The sequence below is a fragment of the Luteibacter rhizovicinus genome, from assembly GCF_004342265.1.
Lineage (GTDB): Bacteria > Pseudomonadota > Gammaproteobacteria > Xanthomonadales > Rhodanobacteraceae > Luteibacter > Luteibacter rhizovicinus_B.
The window spans coordinates 492,776-505,208 of sequence record NZ_SMCS01000002.1; the positions used below are offsets into that span (position 1 = coordinate 492,776).

Here is a 12,433-nt window from a genome sequence, read left to right on the forward strand (position 1 = left end):
CCTTGGCCGAGACGACCGACTTACCGACCAACGACGAACGTCTGCAGGATCTCTTCCGCGACGGCATCGTCGCCGAGGACCTGCCCAGCGTCTTCCCGCTGCTGCGCGGCCGTTCGCTGCTGCGCGCATTCAGCGCGCTGTTCCACGGCGGCGAAGCGCAGGTGCTGTTGCGCCTGCTGGTGCTGCGCACCCTGGGTGGCCGCTCGCACGCACCGGAATGGACGCCGCAGGAAATCCGCGACAACCTCGCGTTCGTCGATCCCGTAAAACTCGACACCGTGGTCCAGCGCCTGAAGGACCACGAACTCCTCGTCTGGGACAGTGAAACGCTGCGCTATCGCATCGGGCCGCTTGGTCGCAAAGCGCTTGCGTCGCTGGCCACCATGCTGGAATTCGAACGCGATGACGACGATGGCCTCGGCTATCTCACCGCGCAGCTGGCCGCCGGTCAGGCGGTCGGACGTATTTCGGTCGACGAACTCGGGCATCTGCTATCGCGCCTGTCCGAACTGAAGGACGACTTCGATCGCGCCGTCCTGTCGGGTTCCGAGCATCGCATCCGCCGTGCGGCGGACCGTCTCGACTCGGTGTGGACGTGGGTCGAGAAAGGCACGGAAATCGTGGCGCGTATCGGCGAACTCGACGACATCGATCCCGCCGCGCACCGGCTTGCGCAGGCAGTCGGCCGCGCGCAGAGCGCACTGCTGCGGCAAGCCGGCACGTTCCAGCGCGAACTCAACAAGATCGACCAGCATCGCGTGCATCTGGGACGCACGGGCCTGTCGTCGTCGGATCTGGTCGGCTGGCTGCGCTCCCTCGATGTCGACGGATTGATCGCGCACGCGGACGAGCAGGTGTTGATGCCGCTGCCCGCGCCCTTCGTGCACGACCAGATCGCGCTCGACGTTGCCGAATTCGAACTGCTGGAACGCGAGCGCGTCGCGGCCGAAATCACCGCATTGCCCGACGCCGAAACCACACCGGACACCGCCGACCTGCCGATGGACGAGGACGATCTTCGCCATCTGGAATCCTGGCATACCCAGTTGGCCGCCATCGGCGAACCTACCACTCTCGAATCGACGTTGATCGGTGACGACTACGCGCTGAGCGCGTATCGCCTTTCGCTGCTCGGCCTGCTGGGCGATCCCGAATCGGCCGCACTGGAAGGCGGTACCGCGGATCTTGCACGCCTGCCGCTCGCGCTCGAAATCGAACCCACCTTCATCGATGTCGATCTTCCCCGGATCGCACTGGTCAGCGTCGGACGCCTCGTTCCGCGCGCGCCTAACGGAAACAAGACCGATGCATGACGAAACCGCCACCCTGGTCACGCGCCTTCTGGCGCAGCGCTGGCTGCCGCGAGAAGACGTACAGGCGCGCCGCGCCCTGCTCGACGACGGCTTCCGCGAAGAACTCGACCGGCGCCTCGCGTCGGTCGGACTGGAACTGCGCGAGCATCCTTACGCGGCCTATATCGGTCTCGCCGTCGCGCGCGGCAGCGAACGCGCCGTGTTCGGGGGCAGCGACAGCTGGATATCGAATACCCTGCAGCTGGACCGCGATGCGATCGCCCTGCTCGTCGTGATCTGGGCATTGATCGTGCTGCCCAAGCGGCAACGGCAGATCGAGCGGCAGAAGGCGGAAGCCGACGCCTCGCAGACGCAGATGTTCGCGGAAGGCAAACCGATTCCGCGCGAACCGGCCATGGCGCCGGTCATCGCCGAACGCACGCTGCTTGCCGACTTCGGCGAGAAACTCGGCGGCAAGATGCGCATCAACGTGAACCTCGGCATGCTCGCGCGCCTCGGCTTCGTCGTTCGCCGCAAGGGCGAAGTATCGGAAGGCCCGCTGCTCGACCTCGCCTTCGACTACGACCGCACCGCGCGGCGCATTCTCGACGGCGCGCTGGGCGACCTGCTGGCGAACACGACGCCGCGCGAGGCGGCGAACGACGATGCGGCTGACGAACTGGATGACCTGGACGATATGAACGAGCCCTCCGACGCGGAGACCAGCGATGTTTGATATCCGCAGTCTGGAAGTCGTCCACTGGGATTACTGGCAGCGCTTCAGTCTTCCGCTCGACACCAATATCGTGACCGTCGTCGGTCCCAATGGCTCCGGCAAGACGACCCTGCTCGATGCCCTGCGCACGCTGCTCACCATCGACTGTGCGGGCAACCGCGACTACAAGAGCTATCTGCGCCACAACGGCAAGCCGTTCGCCTGGCTGCGCGCACGCGTGGGCAATACGCCGGGTCCCAGCGGCGAGCGGCCTTTCTTCCCGCTGATGGATCGCGAGGTCACCCTCGCCTGCCGCATCCAGAAAAAGGGCGGCGAATGGCAACGGCAGTACGCCGTGCTGGGCGGCGACGTGAGCATCGACGAGATCGAAGCGCGCGGCGACTGGCTGGGCCTTCGCGAATACCGCGTGCGCCTGGAAGGCGCGGGACTGTCCCAGGCCATCCGTCGCGTGCTCACGCTCGAACAGGGCGCCACGGATAAGCTCTGCCAGATGCCACCGAAGGCGCTGCTCGACCTGGTCTTCGATGTCTTCGGCGATAAAGCCGTCCTCGAAGACTATCAGCGCGCGCGCAACGAGCAGTTCGAAGCCGACCGCGAACAGCACGACCTCGAACACCAGCTCTCGCTGATTGGCGTCAGCCTGCAGGAAGTCGACGGCCGCACGCGTTCGTTCCAGGAATGGAATGCGCTCAAACGCGAACGTGTGGATCTGGTGTCGGACGTTCTTCCACGCACCGAGTTCGCGGAACTGCATGCCGGCATCCGTGGCGCGCGCCCGCAACTGATCGGCCTGAAGCGCAAACGCGACGAACTGGAACGGCGCGATCGCGACATCGGGGCGAAACTCGGCGAGCTCGATCTCGCCGAACAGACACTGCGCGCGGAACAGAACACTGCCGATCAGGCACGCCAGGCAGCGAGGAAAAGTCTCGACGAGGCTCGCGCCGCGCTTACCGAAAACGATCTTCTGCTCCGGCAGGAAACACGCCTGCGCGAACAGGTCGCCGCCCAGGGTGGCGCCGATCACGAACACCTCGCCGACGTGCTCGTGGAAGCCCGCGCGAAACTGGCCATGTTGCAGACGGACGAGAATCGTCTGCGCACCGAACTGGCGACGCTGACGTCGCAGCTCGCGGCGTGGCGCAGCGGGCGTCGTTATACACCCGAATTCGAGCAATCGTTCCGCCGTGCGTTGGACGACGCCGGTATCCGGCACAGCATGCTCAGCGAGATCGTCGAAATCGTCGAGCCGCGCTGGCAGGCCGCCGTGGAGGCCGTACTCGCGGGCTACCGGCATGTCGTCCTGCTGGACGACCCCAGCGATCGCGAGAAAGCCTGGGCGCTTGGCGAAAGCCATCGTTACAAGCACTTCGTCGTTGCCGATCGCGCACCCGCCGCCAGCAACGTCACGCGCGGATCGCTGCTCGAAGTCGTCGACTTCTCCGCCGCCGCGCCCGAATGGCTGCTGCGCCAGCTCGATCGCATCCGTCGCGTGGACGATGTCGCGGATGGCGCGAAGGTCGCGCGCGATCAGGACTGGATTACGCCGCAAGGCTATTTCCGCGAGCGACGCGGCGGTCGCCATCTCGGCGTCGACGACGTGTATTTCGGCGCCGCGGCGCGCGAGCGTCAGCTCGACGATGGCGAAGCACGCCTGCAACACATCGAGAAACAACTGCGCGACTTCGCGGAGGCGCGCAAGGAATGGCAGCGCAAGGCGGGCGACGCCGAGGGCGTGCTTCGCGGCGCGAACGCCAGCGGCCAGCTTGCCGATCGCGCGGACGAATTCGCCGAGGCGCATGCGCAGCAGTCCGGTCTTCGCGAAGACATGCAGCGCTGCGCGGACAGCTATGCGGCCACCGAGGCGCATTACGAAGCCGTACGCGAACGGCGCGTCGACAACTCGCGCTCGCGCGACAACGAGTCGCGCGAGCATCGTCAGGTCCAGAACCAGCTAGCGGACAGCGTGCGCATGTACGCACATGGCCGAACCGAACAGATAGAACGTCTGAAAGCCATGCGCACCCGTCGCGGCCACGTGCGCATCGAACATCGCACGCGCGCCGCCATGGGCGCCCTGCGCGAACGCTACGAATCTCCCGCCGCCGTGCGCCGCGAAATCGAGCGCATCGAACGCCGTCTCGCCGAAGGGCACTGGGAAACCGATGCAAGCTGCGTCCCATTGCGCGACAAACTCGGCGCCGACCACGATGGTCTGAAACACGATCTGGAACGCCGTCGCGTCCATCTGGAACGCGCCTCGCGCATCACGACCGAAGCGCGCGGCGCCTATATCCAGGTGCTGCGCAATACCGTGCGTCGTTACGCGAAGAACCTCAAGGTACTGGCGGAGCTTGCCGGTATCGGCGTCGAGGTCGACCTGCCCGAGCTCAGCAACGATGATCTCGCGCTCGCCTCCGCCGCGCTCAACGTGCGTTTCGAGTTCGACAAAAAGGGCTGGATCGGCATGGACGACGGCGAGGCATCCGGTGGCCAGCAGGTCATGAAATCCCTGCTTCTGCTCGTTGCACTGATGCGCGACGAAGATCGTCCCGGCGGTTTCGTTTTCATCGACGAACCGTTCGCGCATCTGGACATCTTCAACATCGACAAGGTCGGCGCGTTCCTCAAATCGACCAGCGCGCAGTACATCCTGACCACGCCGGCCACGCATAACGTCAACGTGTTCCAGCCGTCCGACATCACGCTGGTCACCAGCAAACGTCGTCCGGGAGCGACCTGGGCGCAGCCCCTGGCGGTACTGCGCCGCCGGCCCGAACCGGCCGGAGAGCCGGCGTGAAGCGCCGGATCGTCACCTTCCTCGTGCTGGCCGCCACCGGATCGGCGGTCCTCGCGCAGGCCCTGCCCGGGACACCCGCTGAGTATCTCAAGCGCATGGACGCCAACGGCGACGGCAAGGTCAGCGAAGCGGAGTACGTCGATTACATGAGTGCCGGCTTCCGTCGTATGGATATCAACGACGATGGAGTGCTCGACGCGAACGACGGCCCCATGCGCCCCGGCGCCCGCCCGGTTCGCCTGGACGAGTTCCAGCGCAATCTGATCCATCAGTTCCACAAGCTGGATCGCAATCACGATGGATTCCTGAACGCGCGGGAGTTGACCCAGCCGCCGCAGGAGTGAGGGGCGTCGCTTTCTGGGGCTCTCTGGCTCTCTATGCCTGTGGCCCCCACAGAGAGCCGCAAAGCGCCGGATCCCCGGTCGCGCGCCTATTCCACCCATCGCTTGCCGCTCCAGCTTCTCGTAAGATGTGACCTATTTCGCAGAACAACGCGACGGTCGGGGACGTGCGTTTGGACAACCAGCTTTGGGAAGGCAAGTACCACGCGGCGCTCGAGCGCATGGACCGCGAGGTATCGCAGTGGCGGTCGGTCGAATCCTTGTTGCGCCAGCTGGTCGGCTGTCTCGGACAGGCTGCGCGAGGCGCGCACGACGAACTCGACCGGCATCTGGATGGCGTTCGCGATGCGATACACGGCCCCGCCGATCCCGCCATCCTCGAACCCCTCGTCTCCGGACTGACGGATGCCGTTGCCGGCCTGCAACGCCCCCGCGTCGCACACCACGAAACAGCCGATGCGCCTCCCCGCGTTGCCCGGACGGAAAACGGTTCGTCCGTTCAATCGGCGCTGAGCCGCCTGGTCGACCGTATTCTCGTCGTACCCCGGCTGACGGAACGCGCCGCCAACCTGCGTCGCGACGTAGCCAATGCGGACACCCTGGTGTCGCTCGCGTCCTGCGGCGAAAAGCTGGCCGACCTGATCAACGAACAGCGGCTCGCACTGCAGCGCGAAATCGATACTCTTCAATCCATCCTGCGCCATGTGACCGGACGTCTCGATGAGATGACGCGGCACATGTCGCGCGAACTGGCCGACCAGTCGACTGGCGAAGCGAACGGTCAGGCACTCGATGCTTCGGTCGCGAACGAAATGCGCCTGCTGGGCGATGCCGCGCTGGAAGTGGACGACATCACCGAGCTGCGCTTCCAGATCGGTACCCGGCTGGACGCCATCAACGATTGCTTCCGCGAGTTCCGCGAGCGCGAAGGTGCGCGGTTATCGGCCTATCGCGAACGTGCCGAAAGCATGCGCTTGCGCGTCGAGCAACTGGAAACCGAGCGCGCCGCGCTGCAGCGTTCGCTCGAACGCGAACACGAACTGGCGCAGACCGACACGATGATCGGCATGCCCAATCGCCTCGCCTACGAAAAACGCATCGAGGCCGCGCACGAAAGCTGGCTGGTCACGGGGCACCCGCTTTCCATCGCCGCGATCGATATCGATCATTTCAAGAGCATCAACGATACGTACGGCCATACGGCGGGCGATGCGGTGCTGCGGATCATCGGCCAGGCGCTGGTGAAACATGTGCGGCCCTGCGATTTCGTGGCGCGTTACGGCGGTGAAGAGTTCATTGTCGTTTTCGATGGCGCCGACGAAGCCGAAGCCCTGCAGGTAAGCGATCGCCTGCGCAGCAAGATCCAGCTTTTGTCCTTCCATGCCAGCCGGCAACACGTCCGTGTCACCGCGTCGATCGGCGTCGCCCGTTTCATGCCCGGCGATACTCCCCGGTCGGTGTTCGAGCGAGCCGATCTTGCGCTTTACACCGCCAAGAATGGCGGACGCAATCGTTGCGTGGTCGGCTGAAGCGGAAATGCCCTAGCACGCCCTGGCGCGTGGCCGTAGCAGATCGCGGTCGTGCGCCGGCGCTTCCTCGCGATGCGATGTCTTCTGGTGCCCCGGATACGACGTGCAGTCATCCACGAGGTCGCCCCTGTCGTGGACCGCATTCAGCGTCGTCGTCGGCATGACGGCCGATGTGCCCTGTACCTTGCGGTCGTCGATGTGGGCAATCGCCAGGGCCAGCCCGCAGAACCAGGCCATAAACAGAAGCACGAAGTAGCGCTGATTCATGGATCATTCCTCAACATGACAGGTCCACCCACGTGGTGTCGGTGGCTGTCCCATTTTCTTGAGCGCGACCATCGGCGCACCATGCGCCCATCGCCCGGTGCGGACGCTACGGATTCTGAAGGACATGTGGGCGCTCGCCGACACGGCCCCTGTTCTCAGGCAATGCCGAATAATGCACCCACGGCCGATGTGGCCGCCATCGCGGCGGCACCCCAGAAGCCGATGCGAGTGGCCCCGCGCAGCATGCTCGCACCGCCGAGCCGCGCGGACAGCGCGCCCAGCCCCAACAACGCCAGCAGCGAAACACCGACCACCCCGACCGCCAGATAGCCATCGGGCGCCAGCCAGGCGGCCAGCAGAGGCAGCAGCGCACCGGTCGCGAAACTGGTCGCCGAAGCGGCGGCCGCCTGCAACGGTCGCGCCGCGGTGGTATCGGACAGTCCCAGCTCGTCGCGGGCATGCGCCTGCAACGCGTCGTGCTTCATGAGCTGGTCGGCCACGGTATTGGCAAGGTCGCGGTCCAGGCCGCGCATGACATATATCTCGGTCAGCTCGCGGTGCTCGCCGGTCGGATCGTTCTCCAGTTCCCAGGATTCGAGAGCGAGTTCGGCTCGTTCGCTGTCCGCCTGCGAATAGACGGACACGTACTCGCCCGCTCCCATCGACATGGCGCCGGCCACCAGACCGGCAACGCCCGCGATCAGCACGTTGCTGGCACCCGATTCGGCGGCGGCCACGCCGATCATCAGGCTCGCCGTGGACAGGATGCCGTCGTTGGCACCGAGTACGGCCGCGCGAAGCCACGCGATGCGCCCCGTGCGATGCTTCTCCCGATGTCGCCTCATGCGTCGTCCTCCCTCGTATGTTCGTGGATAAACAGGGCCTGGATCCGAGCCATGGCCCAGCTCACCGAAAGAGCGCAGACCGTGCCCAGGGCCACCTCGCCTACGCGAATAAATGCGAACTGCCATGCCGGGCCGGTCGATGGCACCAGCAGGACGATCGTGGCGGTAATCGCACCGAGCCGCGCCGAAGCGCCGGCGTTGAGTATCCAGCAGGCGACGATCACGACGAATACCGCGACGACAAAGGACACGATCTGCCCGACGTCCAGCCATATCCCGAACAGACCCGCGACGGCGCCCAGCGCCGCGCCGATGCACTGGTCGCGCGAAGAGCCGCGGGTATCCGTGTAACTCAACTGGGTAACGGCGATGGCGGTAATCGCGGCCCAGAAGGCCTGCTGAGTATGCAGCAGCAGACCGATGCCATAGGCGATCAACGATGCGGTACTCGCCTGCGTCGCCATCAGCAGACCCTTGAGCACCCTGTGGCCGACAGGCATCGAACGAAACAGGTAATCCAGCGCCCGCTCGGCACGATCCAGACGCAGCAACCGATACGCGGCGGCGGTGCGCCGGGCGTCGCGTGCGGGCTCGTCGGCTTTCATCCTGCGGCGGTCCTCGATCGGTCGGCACCTGACGGCACCGGTTCCGCCCATGGTATCGCGCCAGTTCCCCGCAGGGCCGGGTGGCCGCACAATAGCGCCAGTTCAGCGCCCGGCTACGGCTGTGTCCTTACCCAACAAGCGAGTTATTCGATGTCCATCACGATGTACCACGCCACGGTGCCCGGTCTTGTCCGTGCGCTCAACGCCCTTTCGAGCGTCCTGAAGAAGGGCGAAGCCCATGCGACGGAACGCAACATCGCACCCGAAGTACTGCTGCATACGCGCATTACCCCGGACATGTTCCCGCTGATCCGTCAGGTGCAGATCGCCACCGATATGGCCAAGGGCGCCGTCGCCCGCCTGGCTGGCGTCGACCCGATCCGCCTCGACGACAACGAAACCACCTTCGCCGAACTGTATGCGCGCATCGACAAAGTCGTGAGCCTGCTGGAGAGCTTCACGCCCGAGCAGATCGACGGCAGCGAAGACCGCGACATCCTGCTGAAAATGCGCACGGGCGAAATGCATTTCAAAGGCCAGGACTACCTGCTCGGTTTCGTGCTGCCCAACGTGTACTTTCACTGCACCACGGCCTACGCGATCCTGCGCGGCGTCGGCGTCGTGCTGGGCAAGTCCGACTTCATCGGCAAGCCGTAAGTTACTGCACTCGCGGCGCGCCATGCGCCGCGAGTTGTTCCCGGGTCAGGACTTGAGCTTCCACCCCGTGCGGAAAATCCACCACACGATGGCAAGGCACAGCAGCATGAACCCGAAGGTCACCCCGACGCTGACGAACACGTTCACGTCCGCTTTGCCGTAGAAACTCCAGCGGAAACCGCTGACCAGGTATACGACCGGATTGAACAGCGTGATCTTCTGCCACACCGGCGGAAGCATGCTGATCGAATAGAAGCTTCCGCCCAGGAAGGTCAGCGGAGTGACCACCATCAGCGGCACCACCTGCAGCTTCTGGAAGTCGTCGGCCCACAGGCCGATGATGAAACCGAACAGGCTGAAGGTGATGGAGGTAAGTATCAGGAAACCCACCATCCAGACCGGGTGTTCGATGTGGTACGGCACGAAGGCGCGCGCCGTGATCAGGATCAGCAGACCGAGCGCGATCGATTTCGTGGCAGCCGCACCGACATAGCCGATGACGACTTCCACGTACGACACGGGCGCGGAAAGCAGTTCGTAGATCGTGCCGGCCCACTTCGGCATGTAGATACCGAACGACGCGTTGGAAATACTCTCGTTAAGCAGCGAAAGCATGATCAGGCCGGGGATGATGAAAGCACCGTAGCTCACGCCGCCGATATCGCCCATGCGCGAACCGATGGCCGCGCCGAAGACCACGAAGTAAAGCGATGTCGAAAGCACCGGCGAGGCGATGCTCTGCATCAGCGTGCGGAACGTGCGGGCCATCTCGAAACGATAAATGGCGCGAATCGCGTGGAAGTTCATGCGCGCGACCTCACCAGGCTGACGAAAATATCCTCGAGCGAACTCTCGCTCGAATGCAGATCCTTGAAATCGATACCCAGCTCGCTCAGTCGCCGCAACAGGCCGGCGATACCGGTCTCTTCGCTCTGCGTGTCGAACGTATAGACCAGCTGACGGCCTTCGTCCGACAGTTCCAGAGGCAGGTCGGCGAGGTGTTCGGGAAGTTGCTCCAGTGGGTTCTGCAATTGCAGGGTCAGCTGCTTCTTGCCGAGCTTGCGCATCAGTGTCGCCTTATCTTCGACGACGATAAGTTCGCCGCTGCTGATGACGCCGATGCGATCGGCCATCTCTTCAGCTTCTTCGATGTAATGCGTGGTGAGGATGATTGTCACGCCCGACTCGCGCAGCTTGCGCACCATGTCCCACATATCGTGACGCAGTTCGACGTCGACGCCCGCGGTGGGCTCGTCGAGGAAAAGCACGCGCGGTTCGTGTGCCAGCGCCTTGGCGATCAGTACGCGACGCTTCATGCCGCCGGAGAGCGTCATGATCTTCGAATCGCGCTTTTCCCATAGCGACAACTGGCGCAGTACGCGCTCGAGGTAGACGGGATTGGGTGCGCGTCCGTACAGACCGCGGCTGAACTTCACCGTTGCCCAGACGCTTTCGAACGCATCGGTGGACAGTTCCTGCGGCACCAGGCCGATCAGGGCGCGCGCGGCGCGGAAGTCGCGAACGATGTCGTGACCGTCGACCGTCACGGAACCTTCGCTCCCGTTGACGATGCCGCAGACGATGCTGATCAGCGTCGTCTTGCCGGCACCGTTCGGACCGAGCAGCGCGAAGATCTCTCCACGGCGAATATCCAGGTCCACGCGTTTCAGCGCCTGGAATCCCGACTTGTATATTTTGGAAAGGCCGCGCACGGAAACGACTGCGTCGGCGGTGGCAAGGCCGTCTGGCCGGGATTGCGTATCTGGCATGGGGACCGGTCCGTGGGATCGTGCGAAATCGCGATGGTAGTCCTCCTTCGACGGGCTTGTCGCGGGACTTGTCGTGGACCATTTCCGACCCCACCCTCTCGCAAACTTCCATAAAAGGACCGCGGCCATGACGATTTCGCTTTACGAAGCTTCCGTTCCCGTCTTCGTTCGTGGCCTGGGGGTGCTGGAGCATCTGCTGGACAAGGCCGATGCGCATGCGGGCGCGCATGGCACGCCGCACGATGCGCTGGTGCAGGCCCGCCTCGCACCGGACATGCTGACACTCGCCGGTCAGGTCCAGCGTGCCAGCGATACGTCGAAGTTCGCCGTCGAGCGCGTTTCCGGCGTGGCGTCGCCACGCTTTCCCGACGACGAAACGACGTTTCCGGAACTGCGCAAGCGCATCGCCTCGACGGCTGCGTGGCTGGAATCGGTGGATGCCGCCACCGTCGATGCCGCCGAATCGCGCCAGGTCGAATTCAAGCTCGGACCCGACGTGCGCCATTTCACACCGAAGGCATATCTGCTGACATTCGCGCTGCCCAACTTTTTCTTTCACATCGCGACAGCGCACGACATTCTGCGCAATCAGGGCGTGGCTGTCGGCAAACTCGATTATCTGGGACCGTACGCGTGAAGCGCTGCGCGTGGTGCGATACCGACGACATGATGCGCGCCTATCACGACGAGGAATGGGGCGTGCCGGAACGCGACAGCCGCGCGCTGTGGGAAAAACTCATTCTCGATGGATTCCAGGCGGGGCTCTCGTGGCGAACCATCCTTGCGCGACGCGATGGCTTCAGACGGGCATTCAAGGGATTCGACCCGAAGGTCATCGCGCGGTTCGGCGAAAAAGACGTGGCGCGGCTGGTGGTCGATGAAGGAATCATCCGGTCCCGCAGCAAGATCGAAGCGACCGTCGGCAACGCGAAGGCCTATCTGGCGATGCAGGCGGCCGGGGAGGATTTCTCCGATTTTTGCTGGGGATACGTGAAAGGCAAGCCGATTGTGACCAAGGGACCGCGTCCGACCCAGACCGAACTGTCGGTGACGCTGTCCAAGGCATTGAAAAAACGCGGGTTCAAATTCGTGGGCCCCGTGATCGTCTATGCGTGGATGCAGGCCGTCGGACTGGTAAACGACCACGACGCGAGCTGCTTCCGCCATAAGCAGGTAGGCCTGTTGTAGGAGCCCGCTTGCCCAGGTCTCCATTAACGCTTTTATTCCTCGCCCCGGCGTAGCGTGGCTGAACGGCCCATCCTGTGAACGAGGACATCATGGCTTCGAGTTCCGCCCAGCTTTTCATCCCTTACTGCGACGTCGCGCAGGGGCCATGGATTGTCCACCGCGCCTCGCTGCCCCTCGGTCGTTATTCCTCGCAAGTCCAGGCCATCGAGGCCGCGGAAGCGATGGCGCCCGCGCTGTCCTCCAATCTCGGCAGGCCCGTGAAGATCCACGTCCAGCAGGTCGACGGGACCTGGCTGGAGCACACGTACGTCGCGGCGGGCCTGGTGAACCAGGTGCGCGAACCGCTGCCGTCGGGACATCACGGCTTCCACCACTGAAACACTGCTGACACGACCGGGGTCTGG

General features: G+C 64.3%; 14 protein-coding genes. 9 read left to right on the forward strand and 5 right to left on the reverse strand.

Annotated elements, in window-relative coordinates; genetic code table 11:
* Nucleotides 1–2: 2 nt before the first annotated feature.
* From EC912_RS06290 to EC912_RS06310, 5 genes are all read left to right on the forward strand, one after another.
* Nucleotides 3–1,313, forward strand: coding sequence for a hypothetical protein (locus tag EC912_RS06290; RefSeq protein WP_132142290.1), 1,311 nt, complete (start codon nt 3–5; stop codon nt 1,311–1,313).
* Nucleotides 1,306–2,028: a hypothetical protein gene (locus EC912_RS06295; protein WP_132142291.1), complete on the forward strand. Its 723-nt coding sequence runs from the start codon at nt 1,306–1,308 to the stop codon at nt 2,026–2,028. Before EC912_RS06290 ends, EC912_RS06295 begins: the two co-directional genes overlap by 8 nt.
* Nucleotides 2,021–4,828 carry an AAA family ATPase gene (locus EC912_RS06300; protein ID WP_132142292.1) on the forward strand — a complete coding sequence of 936 codons (2,808 nt, stop codon included), beginning with the start codon at nt 2,021–2,023 and terminating at the stop codon, nt 4,826–4,828. Before EC912_RS06295 ends, EC912_RS06300 begins: the two co-directional genes overlap by 8 nt.
* A complete protein-coding gene (locus EC912_RS06305) occupies nt 4,825–5,172 on the forward strand; it encodes a hypothetical protein (protein ID WP_243649171.1) in 348 nt (115 codons plus the stop codon). Before EC912_RS06300 ends, EC912_RS06305 begins: the two co-directional genes overlap by 4 nt.
* A 170-nt stretch (nt 5,173–5,342) precedes the next feature.
* On the forward strand, nt 5,343–6,698 hold the full coding sequence (locus tag EC912_RS06310) for a GGDEF domain-containing protein (RefSeq protein ID WP_165973527.1): 1,356 nt from the start codon (nt 5,343–5,345) through the stop codon (nt 6,696–6,698).
* Nucleotides 6,699–6,710: 12 nt separating this feature from the next.
* Here the strand turns inward: EC912_RS06310 and EC912_RS06315 are convergent, their stop codons facing one another.
* The 3 genes from EC912_RS06315 to EC912_RS06325 all read right to left on the reverse strand — a co-directional run bounded on the left by EC912_RS06315 (nt 6,711) and on the right by EC912_RS06325 (nt 8,415).
* The gene (locus EC912_RS06315; RefSeq protein WP_132142294.1) at nt 6,711–6,965 is read right to left on the reverse strand and encodes a hypothetical protein; all 255 of its coding nucleotides are present in this window, start codon (nt 6,963–6,965) and stop codon (nt 6,711–6,713) included.
* A gap of 155 nt (nt 6,966–7,120) precedes the next feature.
* Nucleotides 7,121–7,810, reverse strand: coding sequence for a VIT1/CCC1 transporter family protein (locus EC912_RS06320; RefSeq protein ID WP_132142295.1), 690 nt, complete (start codon nt 7,808–7,810; stop codon nt 7,121–7,123).
* Complete coding sequence (locus EC912_RS06325) at nt 7,807–8,415, reverse strand: FUSC family protein (RefSeq protein WP_132142296.1); 609 nt, start codon at nt 8,413–8,415, stop codon at nt 7,807–7,809. Before EC912_RS06325 ends, EC912_RS06320 begins: the two co-directional genes overlap by 4 nt.
* A gap of 150 nt (nt 8,416–8,565) precedes the next feature.
* Here EC912_RS06325 and EC912_RS06330 point away from each other — a divergent pair, with 150 nt between their 5' ends.
* Nucleotides 8,566–9,072: a DUF1993 domain-containing protein gene (locus tag EC912_RS06330; RefSeq protein WP_132142297.1), complete on the forward strand. Its 507-nt coding sequence runs from the start codon at nt 8,566–8,568 to the stop codon at nt 9,070–9,072.
* 45 nt (nt 9,073–9,117) lie between these two features.
* Here EC912_RS06330 and EC912_RS06335 read toward each other — a convergent pair whose 3' ends face one another.
* Both EC912_RS06335 and EC912_RS06340 read right to left on the reverse strand, forming a co-directional pair.
* Complete coding sequence (locus EC912_RS06335) at nt 9,118–9,879, reverse strand: ABC transporter permease (RefSeq protein WP_132142298.1); 762 nt, start codon at nt 9,877–9,879, stop codon at nt 9,118–9,120.
* Nucleotides 9,876–10,841, reverse strand: a complete 966-nt coding sequence (locus EC912_RS06340) for an ABC transporter ATP-binding protein (protein ID WP_132142299.1) — start codon at nt 10,839–10,841, stop codon at nt 9,876–9,878. Before EC912_RS06340 ends, EC912_RS06335 begins: the two co-directional genes overlap by 4 nt.
* A gap of 127 nt (nt 10,842–10,968) precedes the next feature.
* Between EC912_RS06340 and EC912_RS06345 the strand changes: the two genes are divergently transcribed.
* The 3 genes from EC912_RS06345 (at nt 10,969) to EC912_RS06355 (ending at nt 12,406) form a co-directional block, all read left to right on the forward strand.
* Nucleotides 10,969–11,478 (forward strand): DUF1993 domain-containing protein, encoded by a 510-nt coding sequence (locus EC912_RS06345; RefSeq protein WP_132142300.1) that lies wholly within the window; start codon nt 10,969–10,971, stop codon nt 11,476–11,478.
* Nucleotides 11,475–12,029 carry a DNA-3-methyladenine glycosylase I gene (locus tag EC912_RS06350; protein ID WP_243649172.1) on the forward strand — a complete coding sequence of 185 codons (555 nt, stop codon included), beginning with the start codon at nt 11,475–11,477 and terminating at the stop codon, nt 12,027–12,029. Before EC912_RS06345 ends, EC912_RS06350 begins: the two co-directional genes overlap by 4 nt.
* An 89-nt stretch (nt 12,030–12,118) precedes the next feature.
* Nucleotides 12,119–12,406, forward strand: a complete 288-nt coding sequence (locus EC912_RS06355; protein WP_132142301.1) for a DUF2188 domain-containing protein — start codon at nt 12,119–12,121, stop codon at nt 12,404–12,406.
* Nucleotides 12,407–12,433 lie beyond the last annotated feature (27 nt).